Raw genomic sequence first — 20,878 nt, 5'->3', positions numbered from 1 at the left:
CACTACCATCACCCACCCTCTTCACCGATCCCCTTCCCACAACCCACCTTTCAGGAGTTTCCCCATGACGATGCGACGAAACCTCATGCGTGCCACGGCCGCAGCCGCGCTGGCCCTCACGCTGGCCTCTGTGGTGCACGCCCAGGATGTCATCAAGATTGGAGAGATCAACAGCTACAAGGCACAGCCCGCCTTCCTGGAGCCCTACAAGAAAGGCATGGAGCTGGCGGTCGATGAGATCAACGCCGCGGGCGGGGTGCTGGGCAAGAAGGTCCAGCTCGTCATCCGCGACGACAACGCCAACCCGGGCGACGCGGTGCGCGCTGCCGAGGAGCTGGTGTCGCGCGAAAAGGTCGATGTGCTCACGGGCTCGTTCCTCTCGCACATCGGGCTGGCGCTGACCGACTTTGCCAAGCAAAAGAAGTTCTTCTTCCTGGCCGGCGAGCCGCTGACCGACAAGATCGTCTGGCAGAACGGCAACCGCTACACCTACCGCCTGCGCCCCTCCACCTACATGCAGGTGTCGATGATGGTGCCCGAGGCCGTTGCGCTCAAGAAAAAGCGCTGGGCCCTGGTCTACCCCAACTACGAATATGGCCAGTCGGCCGTGGCCACGTTCAAGCAGTTGCTCAAGGCCGCGCAGCCGGACGTGGAGTTCGTGGCCGAGCAGGCGCCGCCGCTGGGCAAGGTCGATTCGGGCAGCGTGGTGCAGGCCCTGGCCGATGCCAAGCCCGATGCGATCTTCAATGTGCTGTTCGGTGCCGACCTGTCCAAGTTTGTGCGCGAAGGCAACACGCGCGGCCTGTTCCAGGGCCGCGAGGTGGTCAGCCTGCTGACGGGCGAGCCCGAGTACATGGACCCGCTCAAGGACGAAGCGCCCAACGGGTGGATCGTCACGGGCTACCCCTGGTACGGCATCCAGACGCCCGAGCACAAGGCCTTCCAAACGGCTTATCAGGCCAAGTTCAACGACTACCCGCGCCTGGGCTCCATCGTGGGCTACAGCGCCATCAAGTCGCTGGCCGAAGGCATGAAGAAGGCGGGCTCCACCGACACCGAAAAGCTCGTGGCGGCGTTCAAGGGCCTGCAGGTGCCCACGCCGTTTGGCCGCATCACCTACCGCCCCGAGGACAACCAGTCCACCATGGGCGGCTATGTCGGTCGCACCAAGAACGAGGGCGGCAAGGGGGTGATGGTGGACTACCGCTATGTGGATGGCAGCAAAGTCCAGCCCTCGAACGACGAAGTCAAGAAGATGCGCCCTGAATAGGTGGCATCCCCCTGAGCGGCTGCGCCGCTTCCCCCTTCTCTCGCGCTGCGCGCGGGAAGGGGGACGCCGCCAGCGCGGCGGGGCGGCCCTTGCGCGGCGGCCCTCGCTGAGGCCGCGCCGGTTTCATAGGCTGTGGGCGGTGCGCAGGTTGCGCCGCGGAGACTTAGATGAGTTTTTCGAGTTTTATCGTTCAGCTACTCAATGGACTGGCGGGTGCGTCTTCGCTGTTCCTGGTGGGCGCCGGGCTTTCGCTGATCTTCGGTGTCACGCGCATCGTCAACTTTGCGCATGGCTCGTTTTTCATGGTGGGCATCTACGTGGCCTATTCGCTGGTGGCCAAGCTGGGCACGGGCCTGGGCTTCTGGCCCGCGCTGCTGCTTGCGGCCGTGGTGGTGGGGGCGCTGGGCGCGCTGGTGGAGGTGGTGCTGCTGCGCCGCATCTACAAGGCGCCCGAGCTGTTCCAGCTGCTGGCCACGTTTGCACTGGTGCTGGTCATCAAGGACGCCGCGCTCTGGTTCTGGGGGCCGGAAGAGCTGCTCGGGCCGCGCGCCCCGGGCCTGTCGGGTTCGGTCAACATCCTGGGCCGCCAGTTCCCCTCGTATGACCTGTTCCTGATTGTGGTGGGGCCGGTGGTGCTGGGCCTGTTGTGGCTGCTGCTCACCCGCACCCGCTGGGGCACGCTGGTGCGCGCCGCCACGCAGGACCGCGAGATGGTGAGCGCGCTGGGCGTGAACCAGGCCTGGCTGTTCACGGCGGTGTTTGCGCTCGGTGCCCTGCTAGCGGGTCTGGGCGGCGCATTGCAGCTGCCGCGCGAACCCGCCACGCTGGAGATGGACCTCAACACCATCGGCGCCGCGTTTGTGGTGGTGGTGGTGGGGGGCATGGGCTCCATCCCGGGGGCCTATGTGGCCGCGCTGCTCATTGCCGAGATCAAGGCGGTGTGCATCTGGCTGGGCGTGGTGGAGATCTTCGGCTACAGCGTCTCGTTCTCCAAGCTCACGCTGGTGGTTGAATTCCTGGTCATGGCCGTGGTGCTGGTGGTGCGCCCCTGGGGGCTGATGGGCAAAGCCCAGGCCGCTAGCCGCAACACCGGCATTCCTGAGGCGCCACTGCGCGCATCGCCGCCCTGGTACAAGATCGGCGCTGCCGCTCTGGTGGCCGTGCTCGTGGTGCTGCCCTTCGTGACGACCGGATCGCCCTACCTCACGGTGCTGATGATCGACCTGCTGATCGCTGCGCTGTTCGCGGCCAGCCTGCACTTCATCATGGGCCCGGCGGGCATGCACTCTTTCGGCCATGCGGCGTACTTTGGCCTGGGGGCCTATGCCGCGGCGCTGCTGGTGCGCTCGGCCGGCATCCCGATGGAGCTGGCCCTGGTGCTGGCGCCGCTGGCCGCAGCGGCCGGCGCGCTGCTCTACGGCTGGTTCTGCGTGCGGCTGTCGGGCGTGTACCTGGCCATGCTGACGCTGGCCTTCGCGCAGATCACCTGGGCCATCTGCTACCAGTGGGACGGCTTCACGGGCGGCAGCAACGGCCTCACGGGCGTGTGGCCCGCGCAGTGGCTGTCGGACAAGCGCAATTACTACTTCCTCACCCTGGCCCTGGTGGCGGGGAGCGTGCTGCTGCTGCGCCGCGTGCTGTTCTCGCCGTTTGGCTATGCGCTGCGCGCGGGGCGTGATTCGGTGCTGCGCGCGGACGCGATCGGCATCGACGTGAAGCGCATGCAGTGGACGGCCTTTGTGATTGCCGGCGTGTTCGCCGGCCTGGGCGGGGCGCTGTTCGCTTTCTCCAAGGGCAGCATCTCGCCCGAGGCGCTGCATGTGGGCAAGTCGGTCGATGGCCTGGTGATGGTGCTGCTGGGCGGCATCCAGACACTGGCCGGCCCGGTGGTCGGGGCCGTCACCTTCACCTGGCTGCACGACACCGTGGCGCGCAACACCGACTACTGGCGCGCCATGCTGGGCGCCATCATCCTGATCCTGGTGCTGCTGTTCCCGCAGGGCATTGCTGGCGCCATCAAGCAGCTTGTCGACAACAAGCGTGAAGCCGATATCAACAAGCAGGAGGGCACGGCATGAGCCTGCTCAAAGTCTCTGGCCTGGGCAAGTCCTTTGGCGGCGTGAAGGCGGTGGATGGCATCCACTTCGAGCTGGCGGCTGGCGAGCTGCTGGCACTCATCGGCCCCAACGGTGCCGGCAAGTCCACCACCTTCAACATGGTCAATGGCCAGCTGGCCGCCGACGTGGGCTCCATCCTGCTCAACGGCCAGGAGCTCGTGGGCCGCAAGCCGCGCGACATCTGGCGCATGGGCGTGGGCCGCACCTTCCAGATCGCCGAGACGTTTGCCTCGCTCACGGTGGTGGAGAACGTGCAGATGGCGCTGATCTCGCACGACAGCCGCCTGTTCTCCATGTTCCGCAAGGCCTCGGACCACAAGCGTGACGAGGCCCTGGCCCTGCTGGACCAGGTGGGCATGAAGGCCCAGGCCGACCGCCCCTGCAGCGTGCTCGCCTATGGCGACGTCAAGCGGGTGGAGCTGGCCATCGCCATGGCCAACAGCCCGAAGCTGCTGCTCATGGACGAGCCCACGGCCGGCATGGCGCCCAAGGAGCGCAATGAACTCATGGCGCTCACCAAGCAGTTGGTGATCGACCGCGGCATGGCCGTGCTGTTCACCGAGCACAGCATGGACGTGGTGTTTGCGTATGCCGACCGCATGATCGTGCTGGCGCGCGGCCGCCTGATCGCCGAGGGCAAGCCCCTCGCGCTGCGCGACCACCCCAAGGTGCAGGAGGTCTACTTCGGCACCGGCAAGACGTTTGAGAAGAAAACAGCCGCGTCCGCCCCGGCTGCCGCTGTGGAGACGGCATGACCATGACGAGTGAAACCAAAGAAGTGCTGCTCAAGGCCCAGGGCCTGCAGGCCTGGTACGGCGCCGCACAGATCCTGTACGACGTGGACCTGGAGGTTCGGCGGGGTGAAGTGGTGGCGTTGATGGGCCGCAACGGAGCGGGCAAATCCACCACGCTCAAAACGCTGATGGGCATGCTCGCCAAACGCAAGGGCAGCATCCACTTCATGGGCCGGGAGCTGTCCAAAAGCGACCCGCACGAAGCCGCGCGCCTGGGCCTGGGCTTTGTGCCCGAAGACCGCCGCGTGTTCACCGACCTCACGGTGATGGAGAACCTGGAGGTGGGTCGCCAGCCCGAGCGCCGCTGGCCCGATGGCACGGCAGCCCCGCTGTGGACGCCCGAGCGCCTGTTCACGCTCTTCCCCAACCTGGGCGAGATGCCCCAGCGCCCCGGCGGCCGCATGAGCGGCGGCGAGCAGCAGATGCTGACCGTGGCCCGCACGCTCATGGGCAACCCCTACCTGGTGCTGCTGGACGAGCCCTCCGAAGGCGTGGCCCCCGTCATCGTGGAGCAGATGGCGCACATGATCCTGGAGCTGAAGGAGCAGGGCGTGAGCATCCTGCTGTCCGAGCAGAACATGCACTTTGCCGAGCTGGTGTCCGACCGCGCCTATGTGCTGGAAAAGGGCCAGATCCGCTACCAGGCCAGCATGGCCGAGCTGGCGGCCAACGACGAGGTGCGGCGCGCCTATCTGAGTGTCTGAACCTGTTGCCAATGGGCGCGTGTGGCGTGTGGCCCACGTGTGCCTTTGGTTACAAAAACACCGCTTCAAGCCCTTGCACGATGCCTGCGCCCGCACGGAAACTTTCGCCTTTGATGTAAGGAGCACTACATGAAGTGTCGAGGAGTGGAGGATGGATGCACCGACCGCCGGACTGCCATGGTGGGCCTGGCGGCGGCAGGGTGGGCCTGGGCGGGTCCGGCGGCCGCCGAGACCGGGGTGACGGACACCCGCATCAAGGTGGGGCAGTCGGCCGTTTTCACGGGGCCGGCCAAGGACTTCGGGGTGGACTACAAGGCGGGCATTGCCCTGGTGTTCGACAAGGTCAACAAGAGCGGCGGCGTGCAGGGCCGCACGCTGGAGCTGGTCTCGCACGACGACGCCTACGAGCCCAAGAAAACGGCGGAGAACACGGCCAAGCTGATCGACGAGGACAAGGTCTTCGCCCTCATCGGCTATGTCGCCACGGGCAACCTGATCGCCGCCATGCCCCTGGCCGAGAAGGCGGGCGTGCCCATGTTCGCGCCGCTGGTGGGCACCACCTCGTTCCGCACCGCGCACAACCGCTACCTGTTCCACGTGCGCGCCAGCTACGAGACCGAGCTGCGCAAGATCGTGGGCCACCTGGCCACGCTGGGCATCCACAACATCGCCGTCATCTACCAGAACAGTGCCTTCGGAAAATCCAACCTCGACACCTGCCTGCAGATCGCGCAGGGCTTGAAGGTCCAGGTGGTCGAGTCCGTGCCCCTGGAGATCGCCGCCACCGATGCCAAGGCGCAGGTGGCGCAGCTCACCAAGGCCCAGCCCGGCGCGGTGGTGATGATCATGGCCGGCAAGATGGTCGAGGTGTTCCTGCGCGACTACCGCGCAGCCGGTGCCGCGTCGCCGCTGTACACCATCTCAGTGGGCATCACCGATGCGCCGGGCTCGGCCCAGCGCCTGAACGGCGGCATCGAAGGCCTGGTCACGGCCAGCATCGTGCCGTCGCCCCAGGCCAGCCGCATGCCCATCGTGGCCGACTACCGCAAGGACCGCGCCGACGCCGGCGAGAAGATCGACAGCTACACCATGCTGGAGGGCTACATCGCCGCGCGCGTGTTCGTGGAGGGCCTGAGGCGCGCGGGCCGCGCCCTCACGCGCGAAGGCTTCATCAAGGCCCTGGAAGACATGGGCACGACCAAGGTCGGCGACTTTCCGCTGCAGTACGGCCCGGGCAACCACAATGGCTCGAACTTTGTGGACCTGGAGATGTACACCCGCAGCGGGGCGCTGAAACGCTGAAGAGCTGGAGTTTTTTCACCCCCATGCACACCACCGCCCACAGCGCTTCCGTCACCGTCAATGGCCAGCCCTGCGTCCTGCCTGCCGCCCCGGCCGCCAGCGCCACGCTGCTGCATGTGCTGCGCAACGACCTCGCGCTCAACGGTCCCAAGTACGGCTGCGGCCTGGGCCAGTGCGGCGCGTGCACGGTGTTGGTGGACGGTGTGGCTGCGCGGGCTTGCGTGATCCCGGCGCAGGGCGTGGCGGGCCGTGAGGTGACCACGCTGGAGGGGCTGCCTGCACGCTGCGGCAACCACCACGGCCTGCACCCGGTGCAGCAGGCCTTCATCGACGCGCAGGCCGCGCAGTGCGGCTATTGCCTGAACGGCATGGTGATGATGGCCGTGGCCCTGCTGGAGCGAAACCCCGACCCCGACGAGGCCGCCATCCGCCGCGAACTCTCGGCCAACCTGTGCCGCTGCGGCACGCATGTGGAGATCATCCGCGCCGTGCAGCGCGCGGCCGTGCTGATGCGGGAGGCCGGGGCATGAGCACGATCCCCTCCCTGCGCGCCCACACTCCGCAGACCCGCGCCGACTTCCATGCGGCCGACGGCGTGCTGCTGGTGGTGCGCAACCCGCCGCCCGCGCCCCCGCCGGTGAAGGGACAGCCCGCGCTGGTGGCCGGCAACCCGGCCGAGGGCGTGGAGATCCTGATCGCCGTGTGGGACGACGGCAGCGTGACCGCGCAGAACGGCCATGTGGACCTGGGCACCGGCATCCGCACGGCCCTGGCGCAGATCGTGGCCGAAGAGCTGGACGTGGCCCTGGCCCAGGTGAACATGGTGCTGGGCGACACCACGCGCGCGCCCAACCAGGGCGCCACGATTGCGAGCGCCTCCATCCAGATCCACGCCAAGCCGCTGCGCATTGCTGCCGCCCAGGCGCGCCACTGGCTGGTGGCGCAGGCTGCAGAGGCGGGGCAGTCCGTGAATTGCGGCGCGCTGCTGGCAGGCCGCCATGTGGTGCTGGAGCTGGATGAATCCACGCCCACCAAGCCCACGGCCGACTATCGCGTGGTGGGCCAGTCGGTGCCGCGCGTGGACATCCCCGCCAAGGTCAGCGGCGAGCTGGTCTTTGTGCACGACATGCGCGTGCCCGGCATGCTGCATGGCCGCGTGGTGCGCCCGCCTTATGCGGGGGCGGACCATGGCGACTTCATCGGCAACACGCTCGCATCGGTGGACCAGTCGTCCATCGCCCACATCCCCGGCATCCGCGCGGTGGTGGTGGTCCGCGACTTCGTGGGCATCGTCGCCGAGCGCGAGGAGCAGGCCGAGCAGGCCCTGCGCGAGCTGCGCGTGCACTGGAAAGACTGGCCGGGCTTTCCGCGCCAGGACAGTCCCGAAGCGCTGGAGCAGGCCATCCGCGCCAACCCCGCCACCCAGCGCCGCCTGGTGGACGAGGGCGATGTGGACGCGGCCCTGGCCGCGGCCGACCAACCCATGCCGCGCACCTACGTGTGGCCCTACCAGATGCACGGCTCCATCGGCCCCTCGTGCGCGGTGGCCGAATGGCGGGCGCCGGACGATGCAACCGGCCGCCCGCGCATGACGGTGTGGGCCGGCACGCAGAACCCGCACGTGCTGCGCGCCGACCTGGCCTGCCTCATGGGCATGGGCGATGTGGACATCGACCTCATCCGCATGGAGGCGGCCGGCTGCTACGGCCGCAACGGCGCCGATGACGTGGCGGCCGATGCCGCGCTGCTTTCGCGCGCCGTGGGCGCCCCGGTGCGCGTGCAGCTCACGCGCGAGCAGGAGCACCTGTGGGAGCCCAAGGGAACGGCCCAGCTCATGCAGGTGCGCGGCGGGCTCAACGCCGATGGCACCGTGGCGGCCTACGACTTCGAAACGTCGTACCCGTCCAACGGTGCGCCCACGCTGGCCTTGTTGCTTACGCGCACCATCGAGCCCGTGGCCCAGGCCTACGAGATGGGCGACCGCACGGCCCGCCCGCCCTACCAGTACGACAACCTGCGCGTGGCGGTCAATGACATGCCGCCCATCGTGCGCGCATCGTGGCTGCGTGGCGTGTCCGCGCTGCCCAACTCCTTCGCGCACGAGTCGTATGTGGACGAGCTGGCCACGGCCGCGGGGGTGGACCCGGTGCAGTTTCGCCTGCAACTGCTCAACGACCCGCGTGCCTCAGAACTGGTGCAGGCCACCGCCGAAAAAGCAGGCTGGGTGCGCCGCACCGGCCCGCAGCAGCGTGCGCTGGACGGCGGCAGTGACGGCGACTGGGTGCAAGGCCAGGGCTTTGCCTACGCCCGCTACATCCACAGCAAGTGGCCTGGCTTTGGCGCGGCCTGGGCCGCCTGGGTGGCCGATGTGGAGGTCAACACAAAGACCGGCGAGGTGCATGTGCGCCGCGTGGTCGTGGGGCATGACGCAGGCCTCATGGTCAACCCGGCGGGCGTGGAGCAGCAGGTGCACGGCAACGTGCTGCAGACCGCCAGCCGCGCGCTCAAGGAGCAGGTGACCTTCGAGCCCGTGAAGCAGGCCGTGGACAACCGCGAATGGGGCAGCTACCCCATTCTGAGCTTCCGCGAGGTGCCCGTCATCGAGGTCATGCACATGCCCCGGCAGGACGAGGCGCCGCTGGGCTCGGGGGAATCGTCGTCGGTGCCCGGCACGGCGGCCATCGCCAACGCGATCTTCGACGCGACCGGCGTGCGCTTTCGCGCGCCGCCCTTCACGCCCGAGGTGGTGCGCGCCGGGTTGAATCCCCTGCCCGGTGGGGCGGGCGAGACGGCGGCGGGCAGCAGCCCCTCCGCAGAACAAGCCGAGGTGTTGCCCACCCTGGCGCTGCCAGCGCCTGCCGTGCCCGCCAGGGCCATGTGGCCCGCACAACGCAGCCCTTGGGCGCGTGCCCTGGCCTTGGCCGCCGGTGGCCTGGCCATGGGCGCAGCACTGCTGGGCTGGCGCCCCTCCATCGCCCCCGTGGTGCAGACTGCAGGGGCCTCGGTCTACAACGCCGCCACCATCGAGCGGGGCCGGTTGCTGGCAGCCGCAGGCGACTGTGTGGTGTGCCACACCGCACCGGGCGGCACGCCCAACGCGGGTGGCCGTGCCATGGACACCCCCTTTGGCAAGGTCTACACCACCAACCTCACGCCCGACGCCGAAACCGGCATCGGCCAGTGGTCCTTCAGCGCCTTCCAGCGTGCGATGCGCGAAGGCATCTCGCGCGATGGCCGGCACCTGTACCCGGCGTTCCCGTATACCTCGTTCGCGAAGATGGGCGACGACGACCTCACCGCGCTGTATGCCTACCTGATGGCGCAGCCTGCGGTGCGGTCCGAGGTACCGAAGACCGAGCTGGCCTTCCCGTTCAGCGTGCGCCCACTCATGGCCGGCTGGAATGCGCTGTTCCACGACGCCACGCCCTGGAAGCCCGACCCCACCCGCCCACCCGAATGGAACCGGGGCGCCTACCTGGTGCAGGGCGTGGGTCACTGCGGCGCCTGCCACACGCCGCGCAACGCCCTGGGTGCGGAGCAGGGCGGGGCGGCGTTCCTGTCGGGCGCGCTGGTCGACGGTTGGGAGGCGCCCGCGCTCACCGGCTTGTCGAAGGCACCCGTGCCGTGGAGCACCGAGTCGCTCTACGCCTACCTGCGCCACGGCCACAGCGCGCAGCACGGCAGCGCCTCGGGCCCCATGGCGCCCGTGGTGCGCGAACTGGCGCAGCTGCCGGACGAGGACATCCGCGCCATGGCCAGCTACCTCGCATCGTTCCATGCCGCCACCGAGCCTGCCGCCGACGCGGTGCAGGCCCGCGAGGCTACGGCTCTGGCGGCCGTGGCCCAGGCCGCCGCACTCGCACCCCCGCCCGGCCCCGCGCAGCGCCTGTTCAACGGCGCCTGCGCCGCCTGCCACCACGACGGCGACGGGCCGAAGCTGCTGGGCGTGAACATTCCACTCGCGCTCAACAGCAACCTGCACAGCGACCGGCCCGACAACCTGTTGCAGGCCATCGTGCACGGCATCCGCGAGCCTGCAGCGCGCGACATCGGCTTCATGCCCGCGTTCGGCCACGCGCTCAGCGATGCGCAGGTGACCGACCTGGCGCACTACCTGCGCCAGCGCTACGCGCCGGGCCGCCCGGCGTGGCGCGATGTGCCCGAGGCGCTGGCGCGGGTGCGGGCGGGGCCCGCGCATCCTTGAAGCCATTTTGGTTCCCATGCGCAGGTGGGATAAGCGCCAATAGCTATCAAAAATGGAGCGTTGGAAGGTGCGGTGTTCGGCCTGACAATCGGGCCTGCACCACAGACCCGCCACCATGACACCCGCCCTCCCATTGCCACCACACGGCGGCTCCCGCACCCCGCAACGCCGTGGGCATCGTGTGTGTTGCGGGGCTGTCCTGGTTCTGTGCTGCCTGGCGCTCTCGGCCTTCGGGCCTGACGTGCAGGGCTCGCCCAAGCCGCCTCCGGCGTTTGGCCCCGTGCAGAGCAGCTGGTTTGGCTGCCCCGCCCTGCAAGGGGTGTACGCCTGGCCGCCGGTCGATGCCAGCGGCGTGCATGGCACAAGGCCGCCCAACCGCCGGTGGGAGTCGGGCGAGCTGCCGTTTTATGTCAACGGGCCCGAGATGCAGGTCTGGCTCCAACAGCTGCGCGGTGAGACCACCCTGCGCACGCGCACCATCAACCGCGCGCGCAACGTGCGGTCTTCCCTGACCCGGCAATGGAGCCTGGTCACGTATGGCGGTGCGCAGGTCCGCTGCACCTCCGGCATGCTCGACGTGGTTCCCCAGGACGCCCCGCGCGGCAAGGATGCCGGTGGCGCGGGCGGTTTGCAGGGCTTTCGCCTTGCGCTCTTGAAGGATGGCGCGCTGGCCGTGGGTACCCGCACCCTGTCCACGGGGAACAAGGGCTCGTACTTCTCCTGGGGCGGGCAGTCCTACGGCTCCTACGACGCGCCCGACATCGAAACCTGGTCCTGGTCCAAGCTGGCCCGCACGGCCCCCGGCGATCGGGAGCCGCCGGTGGTGGACGCCTACGTGCCCGGCGCCACGTCGCCCTAGGCCACCGGCCCGCCGTCCGTCGCCAGGGGCAGCCCCGGGGGATGGCGCTGTGGCTCGCACAGGGGGCAGCAGGGCAGAGCCCGGAAAAGGCCGCCAACACCCGGCCTCATCGCGCCACTGCCCGTGCACCACCGGGGCACAGTGGCACCAGGGCCGGGTCCCCGGTGGGACTGGCCCGGGTGGGTGCAGGCTGCGCCGCGCGCCCCTCGGCTGGCACACCCTGGTGGTGGCCACAAACCTGGCTCCAAGGAGAACCCCATGCCCACTGGTGAACTGGAAATCCACGCAATCGTGCTGCGCATGCTGCGCGAAGGTTATGCGGCCCTGGACGCGGCCCAGCGCAGGGTGGTGGACGCGCTGATGGCCGTCTGCTGAGGGTGCCAGGGGCCGTGCCGCCATTGCGGCGGCGGGGCCTTTAACCCAGATGCAGCCGGGCCATGTCGGCCTCCATGGCCTGCGCAATGAGCCGCATGTCGTGCTCGCTGACGCAGAACAACCCGAAGCGGAACTTGCTACCCCAGCGGGTGCGGTCGTCCACAAATTCAAAGCCGTCCAGCAAGGGCGCGATCGGTGCCTCGCGCGCGGGCACGTAGGCCACGTCCTTGCGGAACGGCACAAAGCCACCGCCCATGTCAAACGCATAGGGCGCGCCGGGCAGCACGAGGCCAATGGACACAAAGGCCTGCAGCCGGTCCTTGCCGCCCATGGTGACCGTGGGCGCGTAATACGCCACGCGGTCCCCCGGCTGGATGCGTCTAAGCGGCGCGGCCTTGCCATGGCACACCTGCATGTAGCCGGCGCCCGGCGTGGCGCAGCCCCGGCGGGCGTGCTGGGCACTGGCGACGGCGATCCAGTTGCGGCGCTCTGCAGCGGCAGATGCTGCCACCGGGGCGGTTGCTGCCGGCCTGGCGTCAGGCCACAGGGCCTGTTGGAGCGGGGGATGGGTCATCGTGGGCGCCTGTCTGTGTCAAAGGCGCCATGCTGACGGGCGGCTGCTGACAGCATCGTGTCAGTAGCCGCGCCGTGGGTTGTGTTCCTCGCGTGGTTCAGTCCCTGGTCCGGCTCAGCTCCATGGAGAACTTGAACCGGTCCGCAGGGTGCAGCGAGACGGAAATTTCGAACACCTGGTCTGCCACATCCAGGTAGTGGCGCGTGATCTGGAGCGCGGGCGCTCCGGCGTCGGTGCCCAGGCTTTCACTGCGCTCGCGCGGAACCAGCACGGCCTCGATGTCCTGCTGGATGCGCGCAATGCGCCGGCCGTAGCGCTCCTCGATCAAGGAGCTGGCCAGGGTCTCGGGTGCGTTGCGCACCAGTTCGCCCAGGTCGGCATAGGCCGGGTCGATGTACAGGTCCAGCCAGCAGATGGGGCGCGCCTGCTGGCCGCCTTCCATGCGCAGGCAGGCGATGTGCAGCCAGCGGGTGCCACCCGGGCAACCCAGCTGCCGGGCCAGGGCGAGGTCGGTGACCACCTCGTGGACGGACTGCACCGTGCGCACATGCTCGGCGCCAAAGCGGGCCAGCTCTTCCACCGTGGCGATGGACTGTGTGAAGCCGGCCTGCGGTCGCATCGCCTCCACCCGTGTGCCCACGTTCTTGCGCCGCGAGATCAGCCCCAGCGCCTGCAGCTGGTCGAGCGCCTTGCGCACGGCGTAGCGGCTCAGGCCGTACTGCTCGCACAGCTCGAATTCGGTGGGCAGCAGCGTGCCCACCGCAAAGCGGCCCGAGGCAATGCCTTCGGACAGATCGCGGGTGAGGTCGGTGTTCTTGGTGGCGGTCATGCGAAGCAGGGGCGCAGCAGCACCTAGGGTAAACCCTGTATGGCAATTTGTTCGAACATAATAAATTTCATTTGTTCGGACATTTATATATGTTCGTATTTTATCAACATATCCCGCACTGCCATGTCTTCCTCTCTGTTCACGCCTGCCAGCACTGTCCTCGACTCGGTCCTGTTCCGCGATGCCTTTGGCACGGCCCGCATGCGCGACGTGTTCTCGGACCAGAGCCTGATCGCCCGCTACATCGAGGTCGAGGTGGCCCTGGCCGGCGCCGAGGCGCGCGTGGGCGTGATCCCGGCCGATGCGGCCGAGGCCATCGCCCGCGGATCGCGCCTGGACCGCGTGGACTTCGACCACCTGCGGCACGAGACCGATATCGTGGGCTACCCGATTCTGCCGCTGGTGCACCAGATGGTGGCCATGTGCGGCGAGGCCGGCCGCTACGTGCACTGGGGCGCCACCACGCAGGACATCATGGACACCGCCAACGTGCTGCAGGTGCGCGCGGGCCTCGCGGTGGTGGAAGAGGACATCCGCGCGCTGCGCGGCATCCTGGCCCAGCTGGCGCACAAGCACCGCGACACGCCCATGGCCGGGCGCACCCACCTGCAGCAGGCGCTGCCCGTGACCTTCGGCTACAAGGTCGCCATCTGGCTGGCCATGTTCGACCGCCACCAGGAGCGTTTGGCCGAGCTGCGCAAGCGCGTGCTGGTGGTGCAGTTCGCGGGGGCGGCGGGCACGCTGGCCTCGCTGGGCGACAAGGGCTTTCAAGTGCAGGCCGCCCTGGCCGACGAACTGGGCCTGGCCGTGCCCGCCACGACGTGGCACGTGGCGCGCGACGGCTTTGCCGAAGCGGTGAACCTGCTGGCGCTCATCACCGGCTCGCTGGGCAAGATCGCGCTGGACATCATGATCATGGCGTCCACCGAGTTCGGCGAGGTGTACGAGCCTTTCGTGAAGGGGCGCGGCGCAAGCAGCACCATGCCGCAAAAGCGCAATCCCATCTCCAGCGAGCTGATGCTGGCCGCCTCCAAGGCCGTGCGCCAGCACGCGGGGCTGATGGTCGATGCGATGGTGCAGGACTTCGAGCGCGCCACCGGCCCCTGGCATGCCGAATGGCTGGCGCTGCCCGAGAGCTTCATCCTCACCGCCGGTGCGCTGCACCAGGCGAAATTCGCACTGGGCGGCCTCATCGTGGACGAGGCGCGCATGGGCCAGAACCTGGCGATCTCCAGGGGCCTGATCGTGGCCGAAGCCGTGATGATGGGCCTGGCCCCCGCCATGGGCCGTCAGCAGGCGCACGACGTGGTCTATGACGCCTGCCGCACCGTCAACGAGCAGGGCGGCACGTTGGCCGAGGCCCTGGCCGCGCTGCCCGCCGTCACGCAGCACTTCGACCGCTCCGCCATCGACCGCCTCACCGACCCCGCCAACTACCTGGGCCTTGCGCCCCAGATGGTCGACCGCGCGCTGGCCGCGTCGGCGGCCTGCGACCGCTGACGTTGGCCGCTGCGGGTTTTCCTCCTGCCTTCCTTTCCCTTAAAACCACTCCCGGAGACAACACCATGAAGATCGCCAAGGCTTGGGGCCGCACCGCCGCCCTTGCTGCCGCTGCCGCCACCGTTTTGCTCGGCGCCGCCGCCACCACCGCACACGCCCAGGCGTGGCCCAACAAGCCGGTCACCTGGATCGTGCCGTTCGCGGCCGGCGGCCCCACCGATGCCATGGCCCGCGACATCGCGGACAAGGTGGGCCGGCAGATCGGCCAGGCCATCGTGATCGAGAACGCGGCCGGTGCGGGCGGCACCATCGGCGCGGGCAAGGCGGCCAAGGCCACGCCGGACGGCTACACCTTTCTGGTCGGCCACATGGGCTACATGGGCGCCGCGCCTTCGCTGTACAAGAAGCTCAGCTACGACCCGGTGAAGGACTTCGACGGCGTGTTCCGCTTCCCGGACACCCCGCTGGTGCTGCTGGTGCCCAAAAGCTCGCCCTACAAGACGGCCGACGCGCTGATCGCTGCCGCCAAGGCCTCGCCCGGCAAGATCAACTTCGGCAACGCGGGCGTGGGCTCCACCTCGCACCTGATCGCCGCGCTGTTCGAGTCGCGTGCGGGCATCCAGGTCACGTCCATCTCGTACAAGGGCGCAGCGCCGGCCATGAACGACCTGGTGGGCGGGCAGGTGGATGCCATGTTCGACCAGAGCAACACCGCCTTGCCCCAGGTGCAGGGCGGGCGCATCAGCCCCATCGCGCTGACCTCGCTCACGCCCATGCCGCAGCAGTACCCCGGCGTGGCGCCGCTGGCGGACAAGGCGCTGCCTGGCTTCGAGGCCGCCACCTGGTATGGCCTGTACGCGCCCAAGGGCGTTCCCAAGGACGTGGTGGCCAAGCTGCACCAGGCCTACCTCAAGGCGCTGGCCGACAAGGACTGGACCGCCCGCATGGCATCGCAGGGCATCCACCTGCTGCCCGAGGCGCAGTACGCGCCCGACGCGTTGGCCAGGCACACGGCCGCCGAGGTGGCCAAGTGGCGCAAGGTCGCGGCGGATGCCAAGATCCAGATCGATTGATGCCCATCTGCCTTCAAAAAAACAAAAACCGCTCACGCTGAGCTTGTCGAAGCGCCGCGCAAGGCTTCGACAGGCTCAGCCCGAACGGTGTTGAATGCCGCGCCCTCTGCTACCCGCTGACGGCAGTGCGACCGCCATCGACCACCGACATACCGAGACTGCCCCATGACCCGCATCGCCCAGGAAGACCTGGCCACCGGCATCGCGCAGGCGCTGCAACTGGCCAGCTACAGGCATCCGCCCGACTTCGTGCGGGCGCTGCGGCGTGCGCATGCGGCCGAAACCCATCCCCCCGCCAAGGCGGCGCTCGCGCAGTTGCTGGTCAACAGCCGCATGGCCGCGCAGGGCCGCCGACCGTTGTGCCAGGACACCGGCGTGGCCCAGGTGTTCCTGCGCGTGGGGCTGGGTGTGGCATGGCACCGGCACGACGGACGGCCGCTGCAAAGCCTGCAGGCCGTGGTGGACGGCGCGGTGCGCACGGCCTATGGCGATGCGGCCAACCCGCTGCGCGCCACCATGGTGGCCGACCCGCTGGGCGCGCGGGCCAACACCCGCGACAACACGCCCGCCATCGTGCACTGCGAGCTGGTGGAGGGTGAGGTCCTGGAGGCCCTGGTGGTGGCCAAGGGCGGCGGCGGCGACGTGAAGGCGCGCTTTGCCACGCTCAACCCAAGCGACAGCGTGGCCGACTGGGTGCTGGGCCAACTGCCCGGCATGGGCGCGGGCTGGTGCCCGCCGGGCGTGCTGGGCATTGGCATTGGCGGCAGCCCGGAGCAGGCCATGCTGCTGGCCAAGCTCTCGCTGTTCGACCCGCTGGACATGGACGCCCTGCAGCAGCGCGGCGCGGCCACGCCCGAAGAGGCGCTGCGGCTGGACCTGCACCAGCGCAGCAACGCGCTGGGCATCGGCGCGCAGGGGCTGGGCGGCCTGTCTGCCGTGCTGGACGTGAAGGTGCGCACGGCCCCCTGCCATGCGGCCACGATTCCCGTGGCGCTGGTGCCCAACTGCGCGGCCACGCGCTACCAGCGGTTTCGGCTCGACGGCAGCGGTCCTGCCGTGATCGAGGACGCATCGATGGAACCATGGGACGGCATCCCCGACACCTTTGCCGTGGACGACGCGGTGCGCGTGGACCTGGACCAGCTGGGCCGTGCCGAGGTGGGGCGCTGGAAGGTCGGCCAGACGCTGTTGCTGTCGGGCCGCGTGCTCACCGCACGCGACGCCGCGCACAAGCGGCTGGTGGACCTGCTGCAGCGCGGCGAGCCGCTGCCCGTGGACCTGCGCAACCGCGCCGTCTACTACGTGGGGCCCGTGGACGCGGTGGCTGGCGAGGCCGTGGGCCCCGCAGGCCCGACCACCGCCACCCGCATGGACAGGTTCGTGGAACCCCTGCTGGCCCAGACCGGCCTGCTGGCCATGATCGGCAAGGCCGAGCGCGGGCCCGAGGCCATCGCGGCCATCCGGCGCCACGGCGGCGCCTACCTGTGCGCCACGGGCGGGGCGGCCTACCTGCTGTCGCGCTCCATCACACGCTCCCGCGTGCTGGCCTTTGCGGACCTGGGGATGGAAGCGATCCACGAGTTCACGCTGCGCGACTTCCCTGTGACGGTGGCCGTGGATGCGCGGGGGCGCTCCATCCACCGTTTTGCGGTGGAGCCTGTGGCCGTGGCCAGCGCGCGGGGGAGTTGAAGGGTGATACGCCCTAGAACGTGATCTGGACCGACGCCGCACTGCGCTGCGCCTCTCCGTGGAACACCGCCTCGATGTTGTTGCCATCCGGATCCAGCACAAACGCCGCGTAGTAGCCGGGGTGGTAGGCGCGCTCGCCCGGCGCACCGTTGTCGGTGCCGCCGTGGGCCAGCGCAGCGCGGTAGAACGCAGCCACCATCGCCCGGTCCCGTGCCTGGAAGGCCAGGTGCGTGCGCCCGGTCAGGTGGCCTAGCGCGGCCGGGCTGTTGGCCGAAGACACGAACAGCTCGTCCGCCCAGAAGTAGCCCTCGCCCGTGCCGCCCATCGGCACGTGGAGCGCCTCGAACACGGCCGCGTAGAAAGCCTGGCTCGCCGCCAGGTCGCGCACGACCAGCTGGAGGTGGTCGATCAGGCGGCCGCGGTGCAGTTCCTGTGTTTCCATGGGGTTGTCTCCCAGCGGGTCAGGCCGGTGCGTGCAGGCCCACGCGGTTGCCATCCAGGTCATGGATGTGCGCAAAGAAGCCCATGCCCGGGGGCAAGGCCTGGCGCGGCAGGGCCACACGGCCGCCCTGGGCCACGGCACGTTCCAGCGCGGCGTCGAGCGAGGGCGAGGCGTCCAGGTACACCAGCGTGCCGCTGCCCGACACCTGGGGCGCGGTGGGGCCCATCATCAGCGCGCCGCCGGTGCCATCCGCTTCGGGGTCGTAGGCAAACACAGCGCCTTCGCTCGGGCCCATGGCCTCGCGGCGCATGGGCTGGCCCAGCACGGCTTCGTAAAAGGCCTGGGCGCGGTCCAGCTGGGTGGTGGGGATTTCAAACCAGGCGATGGCGTTTTTCATGGAAGCTCCTTGTGTGTGAAAGAAAGAAGCCCCGATGGTGCGCAGGGGCTGCTGACAGCGGAGTGTCAGCAGCCTGTCACCGGCATCACGGCGCAGGGGTGGGTGCCGACGCCGCCACCTGCGCTCGGAAGGCGCGCGGCGACAGCCCTGCGTCGCGCGTGAACGCGCGGCTGAAGTAGGCCGGGTCGGCATAGCCCAGCGTGTAGGCAATCGTGGCCACGCCCAGGTGGGTGTAGGCCAGGTTGCGCCGGGCCTCGCGCATCAGGCGCGCCTCGATCATCCGCTGGGCCGACACGCCGGTGGTGGCGCGGGCCACGCGGCTCAGGTGGGTGGGCGAGACGGACAGCGCCCGCGCGTAGTCGGCCACCTGCCAGTGCGCCAGAAAATGCGCCTCGATCAGCGCCTCCAGCCGCTGCACCAGGCGGGGCTCTGGCGCGGCGGTGTCATCCGGGCTGTGGTCCTCGATGGCGCGCGCCACCCAGCCCAGCAGCGTGGCGCTCAGGCCGCGCAGCACCAGCGCACGGGCCTTGGCGCGGCCGGAGAACTCCGCCCACACCTGGGCCATGGCCTGGTGGATGGCGGGGCTGGCCTGGGCCACGGCAGGCCGGGCCAGGTCGCGCCGCACATCGCCCACGCGCACCAGGATCTCGTCCATGAGTTCATCGGCCAGCGTGGCCACCCAGCCCTGCGTGTGCTGCGTGAACCGAAACGCATGCACATGGCCGGGCGGCACGTTGATGAGCGTGCCGGGGGCCAGGGGGTGCTGTTCGCCATCGAGGTGCGCCACGCCACCGCCCGATTCGATCAGCAGCACCTGGTGCAGCCGCTGGTGCCGGTGCGGCGCCAGCTCCCAGTCGTGCAGTACCGAGCGCGCGGCAATCGTCTCGCAGTGCAGTACATCGGGCAGGTGCTGCGACTCGCCGAACAGGCTGTAGGACTGGATGCTGCTGGGGTTCTCGGTCATGTTCGAAAAGTGCATGTTCTGGCTCCATCCGTCCATTCAAGGCTGCGACTGTGCCACGTATCTTTGGGGGGCTGGTTTGACCAACGTCATGAACCATCCATGAACCACATCGCACAGGAGACATCCATGAAAACCCAGGTTTGCATCATCGGCGGAGGGCCCTCGGGCCTGATGCTCTCGCAGCTCTTGCACCTCAAGGGCATCGATACCGTGGTGCTGGAGCGCCAAAGCCGCGAATACGTGCTGGGCCGCATCCGCGCCGGCGTGCTGGAGCACGGCTTTGCCGCGCTGATGCGCGAGGCCCAGTGCGGCGAGCGCATGGACCGCGAAGGCGAAATCCACGACGGCTTCATCATTGCCCACGACGGCCACATGGACCGGGTCGATTTGCACAAGTACAGCGGCGGCAGCTCGGTCGTGGTGTATGGCCAGACCGAGCTGACGCGCGACCTGTATGAAGCGCGGGACCGCATGCAAGGCGTCGTCATCCACAACGCCGAAGACGTGCAGCCGCACGACCTCAAAAGCGCCAGCCCGTATGTGACCTACCGCAGTGGCGACGAGGTGGTGCGCATCGACTGCGACTTTGTGATCGGCGCCGACGGCTTCCACGGCGTGAGCCGCAAGTCCATCCCGCGCGACGTGCTCAAGGAATACGAAAAGGTCTACCCCTTCGGCTGGCTGGGCGTGCTCTCGCGCACCAAGCCGGTGTCGCCCGAGCTGATCTACGCCAAGCACGAACGCGGCTTTGCGCTGTGTTCGCTGCGCTCGCAGGTGCTCAGCCGCTACTACATCCAGGTGCCGCTCACCGACAACGTCGAAGACTGGTCCGACGAGGCCTTCTGGGCCGAACTGAAACGCCGCCTGCCCGCCGAGGTGGCCGCGCAGCTCATCACCGGCCCCTCCATCGAGAAATCCATCGCCCCCTTGCGCTCCTTCGTGGCCGAGCCCATGCGCTACGGCAACCTGTTCCTCGCGGGCGATGCCGCCCACATCGTGCCGCCCACGGGCGCACGGGGGCTCAACAGTGCGGCCTCGGACATCTACTACCTGTACCACGCCATGCTGGCGCACTACCAGAACGGCGACAGCACGGGGCTGGACCAGTATTCGCAGAAGGCCCTGGCCCGCGTGTGGAAGGCCCAGCGCTTCTCGTGGTGGATGACGAGCATGCTGCACACCTTCCCGGAGTCGCTGGCCTACGACCAGAAGCTGCAAGACACGGACCTGGCGTATTTGTTCTCGTCCGAGAAGGCGCTGGGGTCGCTGGCGGAGAACTACGTGGGCCTGCCGTTCTGAACATCGGGGGCGCCTGGGAGGGGCGCCCCGGTGGAAGCACGCCACGGAATCAAAGGCTTGCACGGCAGATTTCCCATCTGCTATGGGCAAATTTCAGCCAAGCTGATGCGTTCGCTGGGGCTGCGGGCTGGATACCATCGCCCCACGCTCTCAGACCATTTGCCAGGTTGTTCCGAAGTCAGATGGGACGAGGGCTTGAGCAAAAAATGAAGCTGCTGAAGCTGCGTTTTGAGGCAGTGCACTTCACGGCAACGAGTGCCAATCAATAGCAATAGCCAGGAAAACCTCAAAGATGGATTGGGTCCCGATAGTCTTCATCGTGTTCAAGGTGCTCGTGTTCGGCACGGGCATGTTCTTTGCCATCAAGTGGCATTACGACCAAGGGAAGAAGGCAAAAAGCGAAGCCAGCACCAGCAGACCGCAAGCGCCGACCGAACGCGCGCTAGGTGCCTCCGACTAGGGGTTGATTTCCAGAGAGGCCCTTGG

At 68.6% G+C, this 20,878-nt stretch carries 18 protein-coding genes; 13 read left to right on the top strand and 5 right to left on the bottom strand.

The genetic code is table 11. The annotated features are described in order from the left end of the window. The first annotated feature begins 64 nt into the window (after positions 1-64). The 8 genes from DBV10_RS13410 to DBV10_RS13375 all read left to right on the top strand — a co-directional run bounded on the left by DBV10_RS13410 (position 65) and on the right by DBV10_RS13375 (position 11,250). Positions 65-1,270 (top strand): ABC transporter substrate-binding protein, encoded by a 1,206-nt coding sequence (locus DBV10_RS13410; protein ID WP_124514118.1) that lies wholly within the window; start codon positions 65-67, stop codon positions 1,268-1,270. Positions 1,271-1,437: 167 nt separating this feature from the next. After that, entirely contained in the window at positions 1,438-3,348 is a 1,911-nt protein-coding gene (locus DBV10_RS13405) for an ABC transporter permease (RefSeq protein ID WP_124514117.1), read from the top strand. After that, positions 3,345-4,142: an ABC transporter ATP-binding protein gene (locus tag DBV10_RS13400; RefSeq protein WP_124514116.1), complete on the top strand. Its 798-nt coding sequence runs from the start codon at positions 3,345-3,347 to the stop codon at positions 4,140-4,142. The genes DBV10_RS13405 and DBV10_RS13400 overlap by 4 nt, the downstream gene beginning before the upstream one ends. Beyond that, positions 4,139-4,885 carry an ABC transporter ATP-binding protein gene (locus tag DBV10_RS13395; protein ID WP_124514115.1) on the top strand — a complete coding sequence of 249 codons (747 nt, stop codon included), beginning with the start codon at positions 4,139-4,141 and terminating at the stop codon, positions 4,883-4,885. Before DBV10_RS13400 ends, DBV10_RS13395 begins: the two co-directional genes overlap by 4 nt. Positions 4,886-5,014: 129 nt before the next feature. Further along, positions 5,015-6,187 carry an ABC transporter substrate-binding protein gene (locus tag DBV10_RS13390; protein WP_199740097.1) on the top strand — a complete coding sequence of 391 codons (1,173 nt, stop codon included), beginning with the start codon at positions 5,015-5,017 and terminating at the stop codon, positions 6,185-6,187. Positions 6,188-6,210: 23 nt separating this feature from the next. Next, positions 6,211-6,717, top strand: coding sequence for a (2Fe-2S)-binding protein (locus DBV10_RS13385; protein WP_124514114.1), 507 nt, complete (start codon positions 6,211-6,213; stop codon positions 6,715-6,717). Beyond that, positions 6,714-10,391, top strand: a complete 3,678-nt coding sequence (locus tag DBV10_RS13380; RefSeq protein ID WP_124514113.1) for a molybdopterin cofactor-binding domain-containing protein — start codon at positions 6,714-6,716, stop codon at positions 10,389-10,391. The genes DBV10_RS13385 and DBV10_RS13380 overlap by 4 nt, the downstream gene beginning before the upstream one ends. 115 nt (positions 10,392-10,506) lie before the next feature. Beyond that, positions 10,507-11,250, top strand: coding sequence for a hypothetical protein (locus DBV10_RS13375; RefSeq protein ID WP_233589911.1), 744 nt, complete (start codon positions 10,507-10,509; stop codon positions 11,248-11,250). Positions 11,251-11,665: 415 nt separating this feature from the next. Here DBV10_RS13375 and DBV10_RS13370 read toward each other — a convergent pair whose 3' ends face one another. After that, positions 11,666-12,199 carry an EVE domain-containing protein gene (locus DBV10_RS13370; protein WP_124514112.1) on the bottom strand — a complete coding sequence of 178 codons (534 nt, stop codon included), beginning with the start codon at positions 12,197-12,199 and terminating at the stop codon, positions 11,666-11,668. 97 nt (positions 12,200-12,296) lie between these two features. Next, positions 12,297-13,028, bottom strand: a complete 732-nt coding sequence (locus DBV10_RS13365) for a GntR family transcriptional regulator (protein ID WP_124514111.1) — start codon at positions 13,026-13,028, stop codon at positions 12,297-12,299. Positions 13,029-13,151: 123 nt separating this feature from the next. Between DBV10_RS13365 and pcaB the strand changes: the two genes are divergently transcribed. The 3 genes from pcaB (at position 13,152) to DBV10_RS13350 (ending at position 17,290) form a co-directional block, all read left to right on the top strand. Further along, positions 13,152-14,528 (top strand): 3-carboxy-cis,cis-muconate cycloisomerase, encoded by a 1,377-nt coding sequence (gene pcaB / locus DBV10_RS13360; RefSeq protein ID WP_124514110.1) that lies wholly within the window; start codon positions 13,152-13,154, stop codon positions 14,526-14,528. 65 nt (positions 14,529-14,593) lie between these two features. After that, on the top strand, positions 14,594-15,601 hold the full coding sequence (locus tag DBV10_RS13355) for a tripartite tricarboxylate transporter substrate-binding protein (RefSeq protein ID WP_124514109.1): 1,008 nt from the start codon (positions 14,594-14,596) through the stop codon (positions 15,599-15,601). A 165-nt stretch (positions 15,602-15,766) separates the two neighbouring features. Beyond that, positions 15,767-17,290 carry a fumarate hydratase gene (locus DBV10_RS13350; RefSeq protein WP_124514108.1) on the top strand — a complete coding sequence of 508 codons (1,524 nt, stop codon included), beginning with the start codon at positions 15,767-15,769 and terminating at the stop codon, positions 17,288-17,290. Between the two features lie 13 nt (positions 17,291-17,303). On the opposite strand, the gene DBV10_RS13345 is transcribed toward DBV10_RS13350, so the two are convergent. The 3 genes from DBV10_RS13345 to DBV10_RS13335 form a co-directional block, all read right to left on the bottom strand. Next, positions 17,304-17,732, bottom strand: a complete 429-nt coding sequence (locus tag DBV10_RS13345) for a VOC family protein (protein WP_124514107.1) — start codon at positions 17,730-17,732, stop codon at positions 17,304-17,306. A 19-nt stretch (positions 17,733-17,751) separates the two neighbouring features. Continuing rightward, positions 17,752-18,129 carry a VOC family protein gene (locus tag DBV10_RS13340; protein ID WP_124514106.1) on the bottom strand — a complete coding sequence of 126 codons (378 nt, stop codon included), beginning with the start codon at positions 18,127-18,129 and terminating at the stop codon, positions 17,752-17,754. A gap of 85 nt (positions 18,130-18,214) precedes the next feature. After that, positions 18,215-19,108: a helix-turn-helix domain-containing protein gene (locus DBV10_RS13335; RefSeq protein WP_124514105.1), complete on the bottom strand. Its 894-nt coding sequence runs from the start codon at positions 19,106-19,108 to the stop codon at positions 18,215-18,217. A gap of 111 nt (positions 19,109-19,219) precedes the next feature. On the opposite strand from DBV10_RS13335, the gene pobA reads away from it, so the two are divergent. Together pobA and DBV10_RS22910 are read left to right on the top strand one after the other, a co-directional pair. Beyond that, entirely contained in the window at positions 19,220-20,392 is a 1,173-nt protein-coding gene (pobA, locus tag DBV10_RS13330; RefSeq protein ID WP_124514104.1) for a 4-hydroxybenzoate 3-monooxygenase, read from the top strand. Positions 20,393-20,684: 292 nt separating this feature from the next. Continuing rightward, positions 20,685-20,852, top strand: a complete 168-nt coding sequence (locus tag DBV10_RS22910) for a hypothetical protein (protein ID WP_199740096.1) — start codon at positions 20,685-20,687, stop codon at positions 20,850-20,852. Positions 20,853-20,878 lie beyond the last annotated feature (26 nt).

The organism is Acidovorax sp. FJL06 (assembly GCF_003852545.1).
Classification (GTDB): Bacteria; Pseudomonadota; Gammaproteobacteria; order Burkholderiales; family Burkholderiaceae_C; genus Acidovorax.
The sequence above is the reverse complement of the archived record's forward strand: the minus strand, read 5'-3'. Positions and strand labels throughout refer to the sequence as shown.

Bases quoted from the DNA above. Each gene is read 5' to 3' on its own strand.
- DBV10_RS13410 (WP_124514118.1), top strand. From the start codon at position 65: ATGACGATGCGACGAAACCTCATGCGTGCCACGGCCGCAGCCGCGCTG.
- DBV10_RS13405 (WP_124514117.1), top strand. From the start codon at position 1,438: ATGAGTTTTTCGAGTTTTATCGTTCAGCTACTCAATGGACTGGCGGGT.
- DBV10_RS13400 (WP_124514116.1), top strand. From the start codon at position 3,345: ATGAGCCTGCTCAAAGTCTCTGGCCTGGGCAAGTCCTTTGGCGGCGTG.
- DBV10_RS13395 (WP_124514115.1), top strand. From the start codon at position 4,139: ATGACCATGACGAGTGAAACCAAAGAAGTGCTGCTCAAGGCCCAGGGC.
- DBV10_RS13390 (WP_199740097.1), top strand. From the start codon at position 5,015: ATGAAGTGTCGAGGAGTGGAGGATGGATGCACCGACCGCCGGACTGCC.
- DBV10_RS13385 (WP_124514114.1), top strand. From the start codon at position 6,211: ATGCACACCACCGCCCACAGCGCTTCCGTCACCGTCAATGGCCAGCCC.
- DBV10_RS13380 (WP_124514113.1), top strand. From the start codon at position 6,714: ATGAGCACGATCCCCTCCCTGCGCGCCCACACTCCGCAGACCCGCGCC.
- DBV10_RS13375 (WP_233589911.1), top strand. From the start codon at position 10,507: ATGACACCCGCCCTCCCATTGCCACCACACGGCGGCTCCCGCACCCCG.
- DBV10_RS13370 (WP_124514112.1), bottom strand. From the start codon at position 12,199: ATGACCCATCCCCCGCTCCAACAGGCCCTGTGGCCTGACGCCAGGCCG.
- DBV10_RS13365 (WP_124514111.1), bottom strand. From the start codon at position 13,028: ATGACCGCCACCAAGAACACCGACCTCACCCGCGATCTGTCCGAAGGC.
- pcaB (WP_124514110.1), top strand. From the start codon at position 13,152: ATGTCTTCCTCTCTGTTCACGCCTGCCAGCACTGTCCTCGACTCGGTC.
- DBV10_RS13355 (WP_124514109.1), top strand. From the start codon at position 14,594: ATGAAGATCGCCAAGGCTTGGGGCCGCACCGCCGCCCTTGCTGCCGCT.
- DBV10_RS13350 (WP_124514108.1), top strand. From the start codon at position 15,767: ATGACCCGCATCGCCCAGGAAGACCTGGCCACCGGCATCGCGCAGGCG.
- DBV10_RS13345 (WP_124514107.1), bottom strand. From the start codon at position 17,732: ATGGAAACACAGGAACTGCACCGCGGCCGCCTGATCGACCACCTCCAG.
- DBV10_RS13340 (WP_124514106.1), bottom strand. From the start codon at position 18,129: ATGAAAAACGCCATCGCCTGGTTTGAAATCCCCACCACCCAGCTGGAC.
- DBV10_RS13335 (WP_124514105.1), bottom strand. From the start codon at position 19,108: ATGCACTTTTCGAACATGACCGAGAACCCCAGCAGCATCCAGTCCTAC.
- pobA (WP_124514104.1), top strand. From the start codon at position 19,220: ATGAAAACCCAGGTTTGCATCATCGGCGGAGGGCCCTCGGGCCTGATG.
- DBV10_RS22910 (WP_199740096.1), top strand. From the start codon at position 20,685: ATGGATTGGGTCCCGATAGTCTTCATCGTGTTCAAGGTGCTCGTGTTC.